Genomic DNA, 16,152 nt, shown 5'->3' with positions numbered 1-16,152 from the left:
AAAAATCCATTATCCTCAGGTCTTTCCCGTAGACAGGTTGTTGAAACCATGGGTTTTCCCAAGTCATCCCTGGCGGCCCCCGATCCGCTGCCCCATTTTGAAAACCCGCAGTCGATCTTCGATCTGCTCAATTTTCAGCTGCACGAGTTCCTGGGGATCAGCGGCTCATTGGTGACCCGCATCTGCGAAAACGAGTACGGCATAACCCGCGAGGAGTGGCAGTTTGTGGCGATGTTGGCCGAACTCGGGGGCATGTCACCTTCGGCTTTGGCGGCCCGCACCACGGTGGACCGATCCCAAGCTTCTAAAACCCTGCGTGGCTTGATGGTCAAGGGCTTGGTGGACCGCCAGCCCGTGCCTGGAGACGGCCGTAAGGCGAGGGTCTTGCTGAAAGAGGCCGGCATGCAGTTGTACCGTCAAATCTTTCCCCGCGTGGTTCAGGTGCACTGCGAGGTCATGCAAGACCTGAGCACCGAAGAATGTGAGGCGCTGGCCCGTGCCATGCACAGCCTGCGTGCGCGGGCATCGGCCGTGGCGCAAAGGCACAAACCCGAAGGTGCCACTGGGCGCAGGCTGGGTGGCAGCCGCGCCCATTGGAAATCAACGTCCTTGGCCGATTAAGCCCGCAGGTCCGCGCGGATCAGGTCAGCGGCTTTCTCGGCCAACATGATGATGGGCGCATTGGTGTTGCCTGACACGATGCGCGGCATGACCGCGCCATCCACCACACGCAAACCTTGCACACCGTGCACCCGAAGTCGGGCATCGACCACCGACATTGGGTCGCTTTCTGGGCCCATGGCGCAGGTGCCCACCGGGTGAAAAATGCTGCCAGCGCGGCGGCGCACCCAATCGAGCAGATCGGCCTCACTTTGGCTTGCTGCACCGGGTTCATGCTCTTGCACGATGAAATCGGACAACGGTGCCTGGCTGGCGATCTCGCGCATTTTTCGCACCATCTGCACGGCCAGGCGCTGGTCGTTTTCGGCGCTCAGGTAATTGGCCTGGATCTCGGGTGCAGCCAAGGGATCGGCGCTGCGCAGCTGGATACACCCCCGGCTTTCCGGCCGCAAAATGCAGGCCGACAAGGTGATGCCCGGAAAAGGGTGAGGCGGTTGGTGGGGGCGGTCAAAGCTGACCAGACCGAAATGGATCTGCACATTGGGCCAGTGGGGCTGCTGTGCATTGTCCAGTGACAAGAACGCGCCGGCCCGGTAAACCCCGGTGGCCAGAGGCCCCGAGCGGGTGAGCTGGTAAAGCAGGAAGTCACGGGCACTTCGCCAACGGCTGTTGGCCACATCGTTCAATGTTTCCACCCCTTCGCAGCGAAAGGACGGACGCACCTGCAAATGGTCTTGCAGGTTTTCACCTACGCCTGGCAAATCGACGACCGGTGCAATTTGGTGCTTGGCAAGCAAGGTGCTTGGACCAATGCCGGACAGCTGCAAGAGTTGCGGTGACTGGATGGCGCCTGCGCAAAGCACCACTTCATGCCGGGCATGCAGGGTGTGGCTGTGCCCGTTTTGAATCCAGCTCACACCTTCTGCCCGTGTCCCCTGCATCAGGATGCGGGTGACCTGCGCCCCACTGATGACCTGTAAGTTGGGGCGTTGCATGGCGCGCCGCAAATAGGCCCGCTCGGTGCTCATGCGTTGGCCGTGGCGCGTGTTCATGCGAAAGTAGCCGGCGCCCGAGTTGTCACCGCCATTGAAGTCGGCGGTAGGCCTAATGCCGCAATGACCAGCGGCCGCGACAAACGCATCGGACAGCGGATCATGGGGCACTTCAGAAACCCACAAAGGCCCCTCTTGGCCGTCACCGGGATAGGCTCGGTCGGTATTCATCGAGCGCTGGAAATAGGGCAACACATCGGCCCAGGACCAGCCCGGGTTGCCCAGGGCTTGCCAACAGTCATAGTCCTGTTGGTGGCCACGCAAATACAGCATGCCATTGATCAGACTGGAGCCACCTGGGCCCTTGCCTCGGGGCCAAGGCAATCGCCGATCGGCCATGCCGGCTTCGGGCTGTGTTTCAAATTGCCAATCGTGTGCCGGGTTGCCGACGGTTTTGAAGTAACCGATGGGAATGCTGAGCCATGGGTATTTGGAGGGCGTGCCAGCCTCGATCAAGGTGACCTGCAGGTTCGGGTCTTCGCTCAATCGGGCAGCCAGGGTACAGCCAGCTGAGCCAGCTCCGACAATGACGATGTCACAAGGGGCGTCCATGGTGCTCATTCAATCGGCCTTGATTTTTGTAGGTTCAGGTCAAATCAGTGTACGACTGCTGGCCATGGTTCTCAACTTGAGTCGGTTTGCAGACATCCTTTACGCCACCCGCTCACCCAGCGGGCTGCCAGAGTGACAGTGCCCTCAGTCTTGCCGTCTGAATCCCGGGTTCAGCCCGCCAGCGCAGCCTTGACGGCAGCGGACACCTGACCCATATCGGCCTTGCCCGCCAACTGAGCCTTGACGGCACCCATCACTTTGCCCATGTCACCCGGACCTTTGGCGCCCAAGTCGGCCACGATGGCTTGCACCGCTGCCGTGACCTCTGCGGCCGACATGCGTGCTGGCAGGTAGCCCACCAAAACAGCCATTTCGGCCTTTTCTTTGTCGGCCAAGTCTTGGCGTGCGGCTTGTTCAAACGCAGTAATCGAGTCTTTGCGCTGCTTGATCAACTTGTCCACGATGGCGACCACGGCCACATCGTCCAGCTCGATGCGCTCGTCCACTTCCTTTTGCTTCATGGCCGACAGCAGCAAGCGGATGGTGCCCAGACGTTCGGCGTCTTTGGCGCGCATGGCTGTTTTCATGTCTTCGGTGATTTGTTCTTTCAGGCTCATGAGGGGCTCCTGGGGTGGGTGTTCAATAAGTGGAGGGGATCAGAAACAACAAAGCCCGCCTGAGCGTCCTCCAGCGGGCTTGTTTGCAGACCTTTGCAGGTCATACAAAACCGAAGATCAATACATCTTCTTGGGCAACTGCATGCTGCGCACACGCTTGTAGTGGCGCTTGACGGCAGCCGACTTCTTGCGCTTGCGCTCGGTCGTTGGCTTTTCGTAGAACTCGCGGGCACGCAAGTCAGTCAGCAGACCGAGTTTTTCGATGGTGCGCTTGAAGCGTCGCAGTGCAACGTCAAACGGCTCGTTTTCTTTCACGCGGATGGTGGTCATTGAATCAAAGTTTCCAAAAATGTGCCGGCTGCGCAAGCAAGGGAGATCGGGCCCTTGAAAGCCAGTTTCGGCGGTTCCCCGTCACGAACTAGTATTTGGCAGACGGGGGTTTGCCAGCAAAGCTTGCGATTATAGCCCTATCCAAACCGCTTTCCTCCCCAGGTGGGACAGTTGTGATCATCTCTCGGTGGAGCCGCGTCATCGTCCTCGGGCATTCAATGTGGTGATTGTGATTTCAGGGTTTTGAATTTAATAAAATAAATACTAAACGTATAAATTAAAACATGACAATTTTTAAAATGACCCCTCGTCAATGGTTGCTGGCAGTTTTGTTGTCTTGTGTCGGCGGGTTGTGGGGTGGGCCTGCGCTGGCTGTGGATTCGCCACCCAAGGTGGTGGTGGTTTTGGCTGGAGGCGGAGCCAAAGGATTTGCACATTTGGCCGTGCTGCGTCAATTGGAGCGTGATCAGATTCCGATTGCCCGCATCGTGGGCACCAGCATGGGGGCTGTGATCGGCGGTTTGTACGCCAGTGGCATGTCTACCGATGACATCGAACGCATGGTCGGCAGCTTAGACCCTTCCAAAGTGGCTTTGGATCAACTCAACCGATTGGAGTTGCCCTCACGAACCCGCGCCTACCAGCAAAAATACCCGGTTGAGCTCGAGTTCGGCATCAAGGATGGCGGGGTGAGCTTTGCCCGCGGCGTCAGCGATGGGCAGCGATTCTTGGCTTTGTTGCAGGCCTTGACGGTGCATGTACCGCCGGATGTCGATTTCAATGATCTAAAAATTCCTTTTCGTGCGGTGGCCACCCGTTACCGCGACGGCGAGATGAAGGTGTTTGATCGGGGCGCTTTGCACCTGGCCATTCGGGCCAGCATGGCGGCTCCAGCAGTGTTTGCCCCGGTCGATGTGGATGGAGAGACTTATGTCGACGGTGGACTGGTCGCCAATTTGCCGATCGAGGTGGCCTTGCGTGAGGGGGCTGATGTCATCGTGGCTTCTTTTTTGGGTGCCCAAGACGGGGAATATAAAACGCCAGAAGCCAGCCATGCACTGGTGGTGGCCAACCGGATGCTGGACATCCTGATTCGTCAAAACGAAAAGCGCAACTTGGCGTTGCTGCGTCCCCAAGATGTGCTGGTGCAGCCTGCTGTGCAAGACATCGGCTTTGTCGACTTCAACCGCGCGGCCGAAATTGTCCGGCGCGGTCAACAAGCTTTGCTGCCTGTGCAAGCCCGGCTGGCGGCTTTGGGCAATGCTTGGGCAGGGCAAGCAACGCCCACAGGCGCGAGGTCCTTGTCGTTTGACCATCGTGAAAAGCGCATCGTGGCGATCGAAGCGCAAGGTCACAGGGATGTGTCACAGACCTACATTCAGGCCATGCTGTCGCCCATGCTGGAACAAGAGTTTTCGGCCCAGCTGGCTGAGCGCCACATGGATGAGCTCTACACCAGTGGTTACTTTGACATGGTCAGCTACAGCTTGGAGCAGCTGCAAGGTGATCGCTACAAACTGATCGTCAAAGTGCGTGAGAAGCCTTACAGCCCCCACTTTTTCAAGACCACTCTGGGTTTTTCGACCGAGGTCGATGGTGTGACGCAATTCACGGTGGGTGCTGGTTACCGTCGCCCCTGGTTGACCCCGTCCGGGTTGGAGTTTTCGCTCGATGCGCGTTTGGGCACGCAGTCGGAATTAGCGGCGCGCTTGCACCAACCCCTGTCTCGCGGTTGGAGTGTGGAGACAGGGGCTTCATGGGACCGCAATTACCTGCCTTTGTACCGCAGCGCGATTTTCAGGAACGAGCAGAACAATCAGAAACTGGCCTATTTCAGCCAAACGGTTCAAAGCATGGATGCCCAGCTGGTCTATGATTTTGAGCGCAAGGCGAACATCAAGCTGGGGCTCACCGCCAGCGCGATCCGCAGAAGCTTTGACACCACGATCGATTGGAACGACGCTCAGTTGCCCAGTACCGACTTGGTGAAATACAGTGGCCTCAAAACCCAGTTTCAGGTCGATCAGCTCGACTCCTTGAGTTTCCCGACCCAGGGTTATTTTTGGGGTGGTAGCTTGGAGCAAGGGGTGAGTGGTGCCATTTACAGCGGTGGACGCTTGACGGCCAAGTGGGCCCATTCGGTCGGGCCGCACATTTTTAACTTGGGCATGGACCTCGCACAAGACCGCGTTACACGCGATTGCAACAACTGCCGCTCGCCCAGTCAGTTGATTTTGGGGGGCTTTCAAAACATGGGTGCCTACCGCATGGGGCAGTTGGCCGGTGACCAATTGGCGCACTTGCAAACCACTTACATGTACCGCTTGACCGATGGCGGGCTATTCAACCAAAGAACGTATGTGGGAACAGTGCTTGAAGCGGGCGACGCCTGGTTCAAGGGTGACGCGATTCGCTGGCGTTACAGCGGCACCTTGTTTGTGGCCGTCGACAGCAAAATTGGCGATATTTATCTGGGCGCTGCAAGGGGTTCGGGCAACGGTTACAACGTGTTTTTGCAGCTGGGTCGGCGTTTCAGCTATTGAGATGGCTGGGCAGCGCTTGAGCGCAAGCGTGTGCGCTGGCCCAAGCCCACTGAAAGTTGTACCCCCCCAGCCAGCCGGTTACATCGACCACTTCGCCAATGAAGTACAGGCCTTGCTGCTTCGATTCCATGGTCTGCGAAGACAAATCGCGCGTGTCCACGCCACCCAAAGTCACTTCGGCTTTTTTGTAGCCTTCGCTGCCGTTGGGCGTGAGTGTCCAATTGGACAAGGCTTCGGCCAGTTTGTTCAAAGCTTTGTCGGGCACCTCGGCCGATGTGCGTTGCAAGGCCGGGTCTTGGCTGACCCAAGCCTCGGCCAAGCGGTTGGGCACCAAGGTGGCCAACTCGTTGCCCAACAATTTTTTGGAGCGTTGCTTGGCGTCCTGCAGTCGTTCCGGCAGGTTGACCTCGGGGGCCAGGTTCAGGCGGATGGGGGAGCCTTCTTGCCAATAGCTTGAAATTTGCAGCACCCCCGGGCCTGACAAACCCCGGTGGGTGAACAGCAGGTCTTCGTCAAAGTGCATGCGGGTTTTCTTCTCGCCAGTGCTGATGCCCACAGGCAAAGCCAGTCCGGCCAATTGCGCATAAGGCGCCCAGGCGGCACCGTCAAACGTCAAGGGCACCAAGCCAGCACGGCGCTCCACCAAGCGCAAGCCAAACTGCGTCGCCACCTCGTAGCCCCAGCCAGTGGCACCGATTTTGGGAATGGACAAACCACCCGTGGCCACTACCAGAGACCGTGTTTGGATAGCGCCTTGTGAAGTGTCCAGTTGGTAGCCACTACCTTCTAAAAGCTTCACGGCTTGGACGCCGCAGCCCATTTTCAGGGTCACCCCGCCCGCTTCGCATTCGGCCAACAGCATGCGGATGATGTCTTCGGCCGAGTGGTCGCAAAACAGCTGGCCCTTGTGTTTTTCATGGAAGGCGATACCGTGCTTTTGCACCAAATCAATGAAGTCTTGGGGGGTGTAGCGCGACAGGGCCGAGCGGCAAAACTGCGGATTCTGGCCAATGAAGTGCTTCTGTGGGGCGGACGCGTCGAGCAATCTGTTGGTGAAATTGCAGCGCCCGCCGCCCGAGATGCGGATCTTTTCGGCGATCTTGTCGCTGTGGTCGAGCACCAGCACCTTGAGGCCGCGCTGGCCAGCCACGCCTGCGCAAAACAAACCGGCAGCCCCGGCACCCACGATCACAGCATCCCATGTATTCATGGGTCAGGAGTGTAAGGGGGCGCTCAAGCTGTGCGAAGTGATGCGGCCTCTGGCTGGGCCTGCCGCCAAGCCCGCGCACCTTGCACCACATCACCCACCACGATGATGCTTGGGCTTTGCAGGCCTTCGCGCGCTATGGTGTTGGCCACTTCACCGAGTGTCGTCAGCGCTTCACGCTGCTGGGGCAAGCTGGCGTGCTGCACGATGGCCACGGGTGTGTGTGCGGGAAGGCCTTGCAACAAACCAATCCTGATGTGCTCCAGACTGCTCACGCCCATGTAGATGACCAGCGTCAGTTTGGCCTGTCGAGCGGTTGCAGCCAGTTGAGCCCAATCGGTACCGCTGTCGCCGGGTTTGGCATGACCGGTCACAAACACCACGCCATGTGCGTGTTCGCGGTGGGTCAGCGGTGCACCCAGGCTGCTCATGCCCGCCAAACCCGAGGTGATGCCGTTGACCACCTCGACGTCGATGCCTGCTGCGCGCAGATGCTCAACTTCTTCACCGCCCCGGCCAAAGATGAACGGGTCGCCGCCTTTGAGGCGCACCACCAGCTCGCCTTCTTGCACGGCGGTGATCATCAACTTGTCGATGAAGGCCTGAGGCGTGCTCTTGCAGCCGCCGCGCTTGCCCACGTGCACGATGCGGGCGGTGGGCGAGGCGTGTTCGAGCACGGCGTCGTTGACCAAATCGTCCACCAAAATGACCGTGGCACTGGCAATCGCTTTCACGGCTTTGAGGGTCAGCAGCTCCGGGTCGCCGGGGCCTGCGCCGACCAAGGTGCAGCGGCCAGTGCTGGTTGTGTTCATGGCTTCACCTCGTGCAGGATGTGTTGGACTTGCAGTGCAATCGCCTGTGGCACGGGCAATTCACCGCGCAAAACGCGCTGGATGTAAGCCGCCGTGGCCACCGCGTTTGGGTTGGGCAACTCAGGCACTTGCATGAGCGAGCCTTCTTGCGGGGTCTGCACACGCCGCGTTTGCCCGTCTTTGAAAACATCCATCGCAGGCGTGCGCCGGGCATCGGCCACGCTTTCGCCTTCGGTGCCGCGCAGCAACAGGGCGTGTTGTCCGGTCAGTGCAAAGGTGGCCGACATGGACAGCAAATATTCGGGGTGGGTGTAGCTGCTCACCACCAGAGCTGGGCCATCGCAGGGGTTCATCAGCTTGACCAAGCTGTGCCCGGGGTTGCGCAGGCCCACCACGCGGCGAACGGAAAGAAGGCGCTCGAGGCCCGCGTTCAGCACGCCCGTAGGCACAAACACCGTTTCACCGGCTTTCACTTGCGGTGAATGGCCAGAAGCAGCCATGCCCAACTTTGCAATTACCGCTTGGCTGCTCACGCGTTTGTCTTCGGTGGCCGTGCCGTGCATGACCACCGCCACGCCTTCACGCGCCAGCAGCAGGGCCAGCAAGGGTGTCAGCACCGGCAGCTTGCGAGCACCGTTGTAGCTGGGCAGCACCACGGTTGGCACTTGGCCCGTGTGGACCTTGTTCAGCCGAGCATGGGTAGCGTCCAGAAAGCCGGCCATCTCTTCGGGCGTCTCGCCCTTGATGCGCATGGCGATGCAAAACGCGCCCAGCTCCAGGTCACTCACTTGCTGGTCGAGGATCAGGCCCATCAGGTCAGCGGCTTGTACGCGGCCGAGCGCACGCGCGCCGTCTTTGCCGCGTCCGATGTCCTTGATGTAGTGGCCGATTCCCATTGGCTGGATTGTGAAGGAAGTCAGATAACTGTTCGTTATATGGGTATGTGTGTTCAGGCTTCAGGCAGCCTGTGCCACCAGCCGGATGATCTTGCGCAACTCGGGCACACACGAGCCGCATTGGGTGCCGCAGCGCAATTGGCCCTGCAGCCCGGCCAGCCGTTGGTCTTCGCTGCCTGATTGGGTTTGCAGGCAGGCCGCGATGGCGTCTTCGCGCACATTCAGGCAGCTGCACACCTGGCGGCTGACGGGGGCTGCGCCTTCGGGTGGTGCGTCGGACGCCATCAGCCATTGGCGGGCGGGCCAGTTCAGCGGTGTGGCTTCGTGCAGCAAGGTTTTGAGCCAGCGGGCTGAGCGGCTGTCGCCAGCGACCAGAAAGCCTTGCAGCTTGCGCTGGCCATTTTCATGGGGTGTGCTCAGCTTGACCGATCGTCGCTGCACGCGCACCGCGTCCTGGTAGTGCAGGGTGTCTGGGCTGTTCAGTCCCAGGGCCTCGGCCACGGTGTGCAGCAGCGCTGCACCGACAGGTTGGCTGCAGGCCGTGCGCAGGATCAAGCCGGTGCGCGGGGTCTGGTCGGCCAGAGCCGCGCTGGCATCGGTGAAGGGCACCAGGTAAGCAAAATCGAATTGCGGCAGCAGTTTTTGCAATTGCTGGCGCACGGTCCAGACGGTGTCCTTGGGCAGCCAAGCCATGGCTGACATTTGCCAGGTGGCATCGGTCGACAGGGCGGCGCGGGTAATTTGCACTGCCGCGTGTTTCAGTTCGGGTTGTTTGGAGGTGGCGCAGTAGCTCGATGTGGTGAGCACGTTCACGCCCAGCCCAGCTTCGCCTTGTGCATCCCGGCCACTGAGCACTTCAGGGCCCCAGTGCATGGCGATGAAGGCCTGCGAGGCTGCCACTTGCGCACTGGCCTGCACCGGCAGCACCAGGCTGCCCCGCTTGCTGCGCACTTGCACCAGCTCGCCGTCTTGCAGGCCAAGGCGCTGTGCGTCTCGCGGATTCATTTGTACGCAAGGCTCGGGGCTGTGGGCAAACAGGCGACCTGCGGTGCCGGTGCGGGTCATGCCGTGCCACTGGTCACGCAGGCGGCCTGTGGTCAGAGAAAACGGGAACTGCGACACGCGCTCTTCGGCCACGGGCTGCCAGCTGACGGAGGCAAAGCGGGCGCGGCCGTCGGCTGTCGGGAATCTCCCGTCGGCATACAAACGGGCTTGCCCGGTGCTGGCACCTTCGGGCAGCGGCCATTGGGCGGGACCAGTGGTTTCCATTTGGGCGTAGCTGAGGCCCGTGATGTCCAGATCGCGCCCCCGGGTGCTTTCGCGGTGCTCGTTCCAGACCGACTCGGGTGTGGTGAATGCCACCAAACGGGCGTCTTGCGGGCGGCCCAGCGCCACCGCCAAGCGTTGGCCCAGGTCAGCGGCAATCGCCCAGTCTGCCCGAGCCTGGCCAGGTGCCGCCACGGCGGCGCGCACACGGCTGATGCGCCGCTCGCTGTTGGTCACCGTGCCTTCTTTCTCGCCCCATGTGGTGGCGGGCAACAGCAGGTCGGCGTAGTCGCAGGTGGCAGCCGTGGCAAATGCTTCTTGGACCACCACGAACTCGGCACGTTGCAGAGCGCGGCGCACCGTTTTCTGGTCAGGCATGGACTGCGCGGGGTTGGTGCAAGCGATCCACAAGGCTTTGATTTGCCCGTCGGCAGCGGCTTCGAACATCTCTACAGCAGTGAGGCCCGGTTTGGCGGGCACATCGGCCACACCCCAGAGCGCGGCCACTTCGGCACGGTGCTGCGGGTTGGCCAGGTCGCGGTGGGCCGACATCAGGTTGGCCATGCCGCCGACTTCGCGCCCACCCATGGCGTTGGGCTGGCCAGTCAATGACAGGGGGCCTGCGCCGGGGCGACCGATTTGCTGCGTGGCCAAGTGCAGGTTGATGAGCGCCGCGTTTTTGGCGGTGCCGTTGCTCGACTGGTTCAGGCCCTGGCAATACAGGCTCAGGGTGGGGGTGCGGTCAGCGCTTTCCTCTTGAACACCCGCAAACCAGCGGGCGGCGGTGTAGAGGTCGGCTTCGGGCACGCCGCAAATCTGCGCCACATGCGCAGGCGTGTGGTCGGCCACCAGCACTTGAAGGGCTTCAAAGCCGCTGGTGTGGGCGGCGATGTAGCTTGCTTGCGTCCAGCCTTGGCTCAGCATGATGTGCAGCAGACCGTGGAACAGCATCACGTCGGTGCCGGGCTGGATGGCCAAGTGCAGGTCGGCCATGTCGGCGGTGTCGGTTCTGCGCGGATCGACCACGACCATCTTGAGCGCCGGGTTGGCACGCTTGGCGTCTTCGATGCGGCGAAACAAAATAGGGTGCGCCCAAGCGGCATTGCTGCCTGCGATGAACAGGCACTGCGCGTGCGCGATGTCCTCGTAGCACGCGGGCGGGGCGTCGGCCCCCAGCGTCATCTTATAACCCGCCACAGCGCTGCTCATGCACAGGCGTGAGTTGCTGTCGATGTTGTTGGTGCCTAAGAGGCCTTTGGCCAGTTTGTTGAAGACGTAATAGTCTTCTGTGAGCAGCTGACCCGAGATGTAAAAACCCAGCGCGTCTGGCCCGTGGCTTTGCACGATGGCGGCCAGGCGTTGGCTGGCCATGTCCATGGCGTCGCTCCAGTCCATCGCCTGGGTGGCCTCACCCCGCAAAGGCCGCCACTGGGGCGTGAGCAAGCGGGTTTGTTCGGTGACTTGGGGCGCGGCCGTCAAGTGCAGCGACTGGCCCTTGGTGCACAAACGGCCGAAATTGGCCGGATGGTCTGGATCCCCGCGCACGCCGGTGATTTGCGCGCCCTGCGATGCGATGACCACACCGCAGCCCACGCCGCAATAGGGGCAGGTGGATTTGGTTTCTTGCAGGATGGGGATCATGGGCGTGGGTTCAGGCTCAAGCCGTTTTGCGAGAGACCGGGCCTGCAATGGGCCGCGTCAGGTCGGTGGCATGACCGACCAATTCGTCTGCATTCAAAAACACCACGCCGGCCTCCACCTTGACGTCAAAGCGCGGCGTGCAACCTTCGTCGGGGGCTTGCGCCTGGCCGTCGCACAGGTCGATGGTCCAGTTGTGCAGCGGGCAGGCCACCCGGGTGCCAAACACGATGCCTTGCGACAGCGGCCCCCCTTTGTGGGGGCAGCGGTCGAGCAGGGCGAACACCTCATCGGCGTCGTTGCGGAACACGGCCACGTCGAGTCCATGGTCACGCGCCACGCGGCGAGAGCCCAGCACTGGGATGTCTTCCATCCGGCAGATTTCTGTCCATGTGGTCATGGGAATTCCTTGTCTTGATTCAGGCGGTGGTCAGGGGCGCGAACTGGCGGGTGTCCACCTTGGCTTCTTGCAACTCAAACCACGGGTCAGGTTCGCCGTCGAGCGCGGCTTGCAGCTTGGCCCACAGGGCTTGGCGCAAACCGGCGTCTTCCAAGATCTTTTTCTTCACGTAGTCCAGACCCACCCGGTTGATGTAGTGCACCGTGCGCTCCAAGTACCAGCCTTCTTCGCGGTACAGCTGCATGAAAGCGCCGGTGTACTCCAGCACCTCTTCGGCGGTCTTGAGCTTGGTGAAAAAATGCGCTACTTCTGTTTTGATGCCACCGTTGCCGCCGACATACATCTCCCAGCCTGAGTCCACGCCGATGATGCCCACGTCCTTGATGCCCGCTTCTGCACAGTTGCGAGGGCAGCCCGACACCGCAAACTTGACCTTGTGCGGCGCGTACATGCGCCACATGGCTTTCTCCAGGTCCTTGCCCATTTGCGTGCTGTCTTGCGTGCCCATGCGGCACCACTCGCTGCCCACGCAGGTTTTGACCGTGCGCAGGGCCTTGGCATAAGCGTGGCCGCAAGGCATGCCGATGTCTTTCCACACATCCACCAGGTCTTCTTTTTTCACACCCAGCAAGTCGATCCGTTGACCGCCCGTGACCTTGACGGTCGGGATCTGGTACTTGTCGACCACATCGGCGATGCGGCGCAGCTCGGCGGCGGTGGTCTCGCCCGCCCACATGCGTGGGATCACGCTGTAGGTGCCGTCTTTTTGGATGTTGGCGTGGCTGCGTTCGTTGATGAATCGGCTTTGCGGGTCGTCCTGCGCCTCTTTGGGCCAGGTGCTGATCAGGTAGTAGTTGACGGCGGGCCGGCAGCTGGCGCAGCCATTGGGCGTGCGCCAGCCCATGAACTTGAACACGCCACCCACCGTGAGCAGTTTGTTGTCGCGCACCGCATCGCGCACCGCCTGGTGGCCGTGCTCGGTGCAACCGCACATGGGTTTGAGTTTGGGTGTGGCCGAATAGTCGCCACCGGCGGTGAACATCAAAATCTGCTCGACCATTCCGGTGCAGGAGCCGCAGCTGGCGCTGGCCTTGGTCTGTTTGCGCACTTCGTCGAGTGTGAACAGACCTTTGTCCTTGATGGCCTTGCAGATCGCGCCCTTGGTCACGCCGTTGCAGCCACACACTTCGTCGGTGTCGGCCATGGCGGCGGCTTTGCTCTGGCCCTGGTGGCCCACGTCGCCGATGTTGGACTCGCCAAACATCAGCTTGTCTCTGATATCGGCCACGCTGCGCCCGTCACGCAGCAACTTGAAATACCAGCTGCCGTCCACCGTGTCGCCATACAGGCAAGCACCCACCAGCTGGTCACCCTTGAGCACCAACTTTTTGTACACGCCGCCGGCGGGGTCGCTCATGACGATCTCTTCACACTCGGGGCCACCCATGAAATCGCCCGCGCTGAACAAGTCAATGCCGGTGACCTTGAGTTTGGTCGAAGTCAGTGACCCGGTGTAGCGGCCAATACCGAACTCGGCCAAGTGGTTGGCCAGCACTTTGCCTTGCTCAAACAGCGGGGCCACCAGACCGTAGGCAATGCCTCGGTGTGCGGCGCATTCGCCCACTGCCCAGATGCGCGGGTCGGTCACGGTTTGCAATGTGTCACTCACCACGATGCCCCGGTTCACATGCAGGCCCATGCTTTCGGCCAGCGCTGTGTTGGGGCGGATGCCCACGGCCATGACCACCAGGTCGGCGCGCACATGCGTGCCGTCCCTGAATTCAACTTGGTGGACCCGTCCCGTCTCGTCTCCGATCAAGGCTGCTGTTTGAGCGTTCATGCGGAACTGCATGCCGCGTGCTTCAAGCGAGGCTTGCAGCATTTGCGCGGCCACTTTGTCGAGTTGGCGTTCCATCAACCAATCGCTCACATGCACCACGGTGACTTGCATCCCTCGCTTCATCAGGCCGTTGGCCGCTTCCAGGCCGAGCAGGCCTCCGCCGATGACGACCGCATGCTTGTACTGCGTTGCCGCGTCGATCATGGCTTGGGTGTCGGCAATGTCGCGGTAGGCCAATACGCCTTGTAAGTCTTTGCCGGGCAAGGGCAGGATGAAGGGGTTGGAACCAGTGGCGATCACCAGTCGGTCGTAAGGCGTCGTCAGCGTTTCGCCTGCGGCGTTTTCGGCGCTCACGGTGCGCTGGACGCGGTCGACTGCCGTGACTTTCCAACCCGCGTGCAGTGTGATGCCGTTGTCTGTGTACCAGGGCCAGTCGTTGAGCACGATTTCGTCCAGCGTTTGCTCCCCGGCCAGCACGGGCGAGAGCAGGATGCGGTTGTAGTTGGGGTGCGGCTCGGCGCCGAACACGGTGATGTCGTACAGGTCAGGGGCGAGCTTGAGCAGCTCTTCGATGGCCCGAACCCCAGCCATGCCATTGCCGACCATGACCAGTTTCATTTTCTCTTTCGCATTGACACGCATGTCCATGGTCTTCTCCTTAAGCGGTTTTTTCCACATGCGCTTGGCGCGTGTAGAGGAAGTCGATCACCGCTTTGCGGTAGCGCTGGTATTCAACGCTTTCGGCCAGTTCCACGCGTTGGCGGGGGCGTGGCAAGTCCACCCTCAGCACCTCGCCAATCGTGGCTGCGGGGCCATTGGTCATCATCACGATCTTGTCGGACAGCAGCACGGCCTCGTCCACATCGTGCGTGACCATGACCACGGTGCTTTGGGTACGGGCCACGATCTCCAGCAATTCGTCTTGCAGCTTGGCGCGGGTCAGCGCGTCCAGAGCGCCAAAGGGCTCGTCCATCAGCAACACTTTGGGCTCCATGGCCAAAGCTCGGGCAATGCCCACGCGCTGCTTCATGCCGCCTGAGATTTCGCCGGGACGCTTTTGCGCGGCATGGGTCAGGCCCACCATGGCCAGCGCCGCATCGGTACGGGCGCGCAGCTGGGCTTTGTTTTCGGTTGCACCAAACACCCGCTCGATGCCCAAGTGCACGTTGTCAAAGCAGGTGAGCCACGGCAGCAGCGAATGGTTTTGGAACACCACCGCACGCTCGGGGCCCGGGCCCGCGATCTCGCGGTTGGCGCACAGCAGCACACCGGCCGTAGGTGTGGTCAGTCCGGCGATGAGGTTGAGCAAGGTGGACTTGCCGCAACCGGAGTGTCCGATCAGAGCCACGAACTCGCCTTTGGCGATGTCTAAGTGGATGTCACGCAGCGCTGGGAAAAAGCCTTTGTTGGTTTTGAACGTTTGCTCGACGCTCTGAATCTGGATGTACTTGCTGTCGTTGTTCATGATTTGACATCCTCAAAAGTGAAGGCCGTGGCGATGCGGATCAGGGCGTATTCCAGGATCAAGCCCACGCCGCCGATCACAAAAATCGCGATGATGATGTTCTTGACGTTGAGGTTGTTCCACTCGTCCCAGACCCAGAAGCCAATGCCCACGCCGCCGGTCAGCATTTCTGCCGCTACGATGACGAGCCACGCGGTGCCCACGGCCAGCCGCACGCCGGTCAGCATGTAAGGCAGCACTGCGGGGAACAAGATGGTGGTGGCAATCTTCCACTCGGACAGGTTGAGCACCCGGGCCACGTTCAGGTAATCCTGCGGCACGCGCTGCACACCCACAGCCGTGTTGATGATCATCGGCCAGATGGAGCAAATGAAAATCGTCCAGATGGCGGCGGGGTTGGCCCCTTTGAACACGAGCAAACCGATCGGCAACCAAGCCAGTGGCGAGACCGGGCGCAACAAGCTGATGAGCGGGTTGAACATGCGCGAGAGGAAGGTGAAACGCCCAATCACAAAGCCCGCTGGGATGCCAACGAGTGCCGCCAAGCCAAAACCCACGGCTACGCGTTCGAGCGACATCAGCACGTTCCAGCCCACGCCCTGGTCGTTGGGGCCTTTGCGGTAAAACGGGTCGCTGAAGATCTCGACCGCTTGCACGCCGGTGTCATACGGGCTGGGGATGCTGCCCTTGGTGGTGATGGACACCAACGCCCACAGTCCGATCAAGAGGCCCAGACCCATGAGCGGCGGCAAGACCGCCATCCAGAAGTTGTGCCACAGGCGGGCGCGTTGCATTTGCGCGGCAGCCACGGCATGGGCTGTGGCCACCTCAGCTTCGGTGAGGGGCACGACCGATGCGGGAGCGGCTTTGCTCCCCGTGGGTGAATGGAAAACGGCGCTGACCATGGTGCTGT

General features: G+C 61.0%; 14 protein-coding genes. 3 read left to right on the top strand and 11 right to left on the bottom strand.

Features of this window, described 5'->3' with window-relative positions:
- Positions 1–48: 48 nt before the first annotated feature.
- Complete coding sequence (locus B9Z40_RS02200; protein WP_158238050.1) at positions 49–621, top strand: MarR family winged helix-turn-helix transcriptional regulator; 573 nt, start codon at positions 49–51, stop codon at positions 619–621.
- Here B9Z40_RS02200 and B9Z40_RS02195 read toward each other — a convergent pair.
- The gene (locus tag B9Z40_RS02195) at positions 618–2,225 is read right to left on the bottom strand and encodes a GMC family oxidoreductase (RefSeq protein WP_199172467.1); all 1,608 of its coding nucleotides are present in this window, start codon (positions 2,223–2,225) and stop codon (positions 618–620) included. The genes B9Z40_RS02200 and B9Z40_RS02195 overlap by 4 nt on opposite strands.
- On the opposite strand from B9Z40_RS02195, the gene B9Z40_RS17195 reads away from it, so the two are divergent.
- Positions 2,224–2,361, top strand: a complete 138-nt coding sequence (locus B9Z40_RS17195; RefSeq protein WP_158238049.1) for a hypothetical protein — start codon at positions 2,224–2,226, stop codon at positions 2,359–2,361. The genes B9Z40_RS02195 and B9Z40_RS17195 overlap by 2 nt on opposite strands.
- 34 nt (positions 2,362–2,395) lie before the next feature.
- On the opposite strand, the gene B9Z40_RS02190 is transcribed toward B9Z40_RS17195, so the two are convergent.
- Both B9Z40_RS02190 and rpsU read right to left on the bottom strand, forming a co-directional pair.
- Positions 2,396–2,842: a GatB/YqeY domain-containing protein gene (locus B9Z40_RS02190; protein WP_100171679.1), complete on the bottom strand. Its 447-nt coding sequence runs from the start codon at positions 2,840–2,842 to the stop codon at positions 2,396–2,398.
- 117 nt (positions 2,843–2,959) lie between these two features.
- Entirely contained in the window at positions 2,960–3,172 is a 213-nt protein-coding gene (gene rpsU / locus B9Z40_RS02185; protein ID WP_019428257.1) for a 30S ribosomal protein S21, read from the bottom strand.
- Positions 3,173–3,471: 299 nt separating this feature from the next.
- On the opposite strand from rpsU, the gene B9Z40_RS02180 reads away from it, so the two are divergent.
- Complete coding sequence (locus tag B9Z40_RS02180; protein ID WP_233204755.1) at positions 3,472–5,715, top strand: patatin-like phospholipase family protein; 2,244 nt, start codon at positions 3,472–3,474, stop codon at positions 5,713–5,715.
- Here the strand turns inward: B9Z40_RS02180 and B9Z40_RS02175 are convergent.
- The 8 genes from B9Z40_RS02175 to ntrB are packed head-to-tail and all read right to left on the bottom strand — an operon-like array spanning position 5,705 to position 16,144.
- Positions 5,705–6,925 carry an NAD(P)/FAD-dependent oxidoreductase gene (locus B9Z40_RS02175; RefSeq protein ID WP_100171677.1) on the bottom strand — a complete coding sequence of 407 codons (1,221 nt, stop codon included), beginning with the start codon at positions 6,923–6,925 and terminating at the stop codon, positions 5,705–5,707. The two genes, B9Z40_RS02180 and B9Z40_RS02175, sit on opposite strands and share 11 nt — an antisense overlap.
- 23 nt (positions 6,926–6,948) lie before the next feature.
- Positions 6,949–7,734 carry a uroporphyrinogen-III C-methyltransferase gene (gene cobA, locus B9Z40_RS02170; protein WP_100171676.1) on the bottom strand — a complete coding sequence of 262 codons (786 nt, stop codon included), beginning with the start codon at positions 7,732–7,734 and terminating at the stop codon, positions 6,949–6,951.
- Positions 7,731–8,630, bottom strand: coding sequence for a DNA-binding protein YbiB (gene ybiB / locus B9Z40_RS02165; protein ID WP_100171675.1), 900 nt, complete (start codon positions 8,628–8,630; stop codon positions 7,731–7,733). The genes cobA and ybiB overlap by 4 nt, the downstream gene beginning before the upstream one ends.
- Before the next feature lie 60 nt (positions 8,631–8,690).
- Positions 8,691–11,537, bottom strand: a complete 2,847-nt coding sequence (locus B9Z40_RS02160; protein ID WP_199172466.1) for a nitrate reductase — start codon at positions 11,535–11,537, stop codon at positions 8,691–8,693.
- Positions 11,538–11,553: 16 nt separating this feature from the next.
- Positions 11,554–11,934 (bottom strand): nitrite reductase small subunit NirD, encoded by a 381-nt coding sequence (nirD, locus tag B9Z40_RS02155; protein WP_100171674.1) that lies wholly within the window; start codon positions 11,932–11,934, stop codon positions 11,554–11,556.
- Positions 11,935–11,953: 19 nt separating this feature from the next.
- Positions 11,954–14,422: a nitrite reductase large subunit NirB gene (gene nirB / locus B9Z40_RS02150; protein ID WP_100171673.1), complete on the bottom strand. Its 2,469-nt coding sequence runs from the start codon at positions 14,420–14,422 to the stop codon at positions 11,954–11,956.
- Between the two features lie 10 nt (positions 14,423–14,432).
- A complete protein-coding gene (locus tag B9Z40_RS02145; protein ID WP_100171672.1) occupies positions 14,433–15,239 on the bottom strand; it encodes an ABC transporter ATP-binding protein in 807 nt (268 codons plus the stop codon).
- A complete protein-coding gene (gene ntrB / locus B9Z40_RS02140; RefSeq protein ID WP_100171671.1) occupies positions 15,236–16,144 on the bottom strand; it encodes a nitrate ABC transporter permease in 909 nt (302 codons plus the stop codon). Before ntrB ends, B9Z40_RS02145 begins: the two co-directional genes overlap by 4 nt.
- Positions 16,145–16,152 lie beyond the last annotated feature (8 nt).

The organism is Limnohabitans sp. 15K, from assembly GCF_002778285.1.
GTDB lineage: Bacteria > Pseudomonadota > Gammaproteobacteria > Burkholderiales > Burkholderiaceae_C > Limnohabitans_A.
This window is presented reverse-complemented; position numbering and strand designations above follow the sequence as displayed.

Bases quoted from the DNA above. Each gene is read 5' to 3' on its own strand.
- B9Z40_RS02200 (WP_158238050.1), top strand. From the start codon at position 49: ATGGGTTTTCCCAAGTCATCCCTGGCGGCCCCCGATCCGCTGCCCCAT.
- B9Z40_RS17195 (WP_158238049.1), top strand. From the start codon at position 2,224: ATGGTGCTCATTCAATCGGCCTTGATTTTTGTAGGTTCAGGTCAAATC.
- B9Z40_RS02195 (WP_199172467.1), bottom strand. From the start codon at position 2,225: ATGGACGCCCCTTGTGACATCGTCATTGTCGGAGCTGGCTCAGCTGGC.
- B9Z40_RS02190 (WP_100171679.1), bottom strand. From the start codon at position 2,842: ATGAGCCTGAAAGAACAAATCACCGAAGACATGAAAACAGCCATGCGC.
- rpsU (WP_019428257.1), bottom strand. From the start codon at position 3,172: ATGACCACCATCCGCGTGAAAGAAAACGAGCCGTTTGACGTTGCACTG.
- B9Z40_RS02180 (WP_233204755.1), top strand. From the start codon at position 3,472: ATGACCCCTCGTCAATGGTTGCTGGCAGTTTTGTTGTCTTGTGTCGGC.
- B9Z40_RS02175 (WP_100171677.1), bottom strand. From the start codon at position 6,925: ATGAATACATGGGATGCTGTGATCGTGGGTGCCGGGGCTGCCGGTTTG.
- cobA (WP_100171676.1), bottom strand. From the start codon at position 7,734: ATGAACACAACCAGCACTGGCCGCTGCACCTTGGTCGGCGCAGGCCCC.
- ybiB (WP_100171675.1), bottom strand. From the start codon at position 8,630: ATGGGAATCGGCCACTACATCAAGGACATCGGACGCGGCAAAGACGGC.
- B9Z40_RS02160 (WP_199172466.1), bottom strand. From the start codon at position 11,537: ATGATCCCCATCCTGCAAGAAACCAAATCCACCTGCCCCTATTGCGGC.
- nirD (WP_100171674.1), bottom strand. From the start codon at position 11,934: ATGACCACATGGACAGAAATCTGCCGGATGGAAGACATCCCAGTGCTG.
- nirB (WP_100171673.1), bottom strand. From the start codon at position 14,422: ATGGACATGCGTGTCAATGCGAAAGAGAAAATGAAACTGGTCATGGTC.
- B9Z40_RS02145 (WP_100171672.1), bottom strand. From the start codon at position 15,239: ATGAACAACGACAGCAAGTACATCCAGATTCAGAGCGTCGAGCAAACG.
- ntrB (WP_100171671.1), bottom strand. From the start codon at position 16,144: ATGGTCAGCGCCGTTTTCCATTCACCCACGGGGAGCAAAGCCGCTCCC.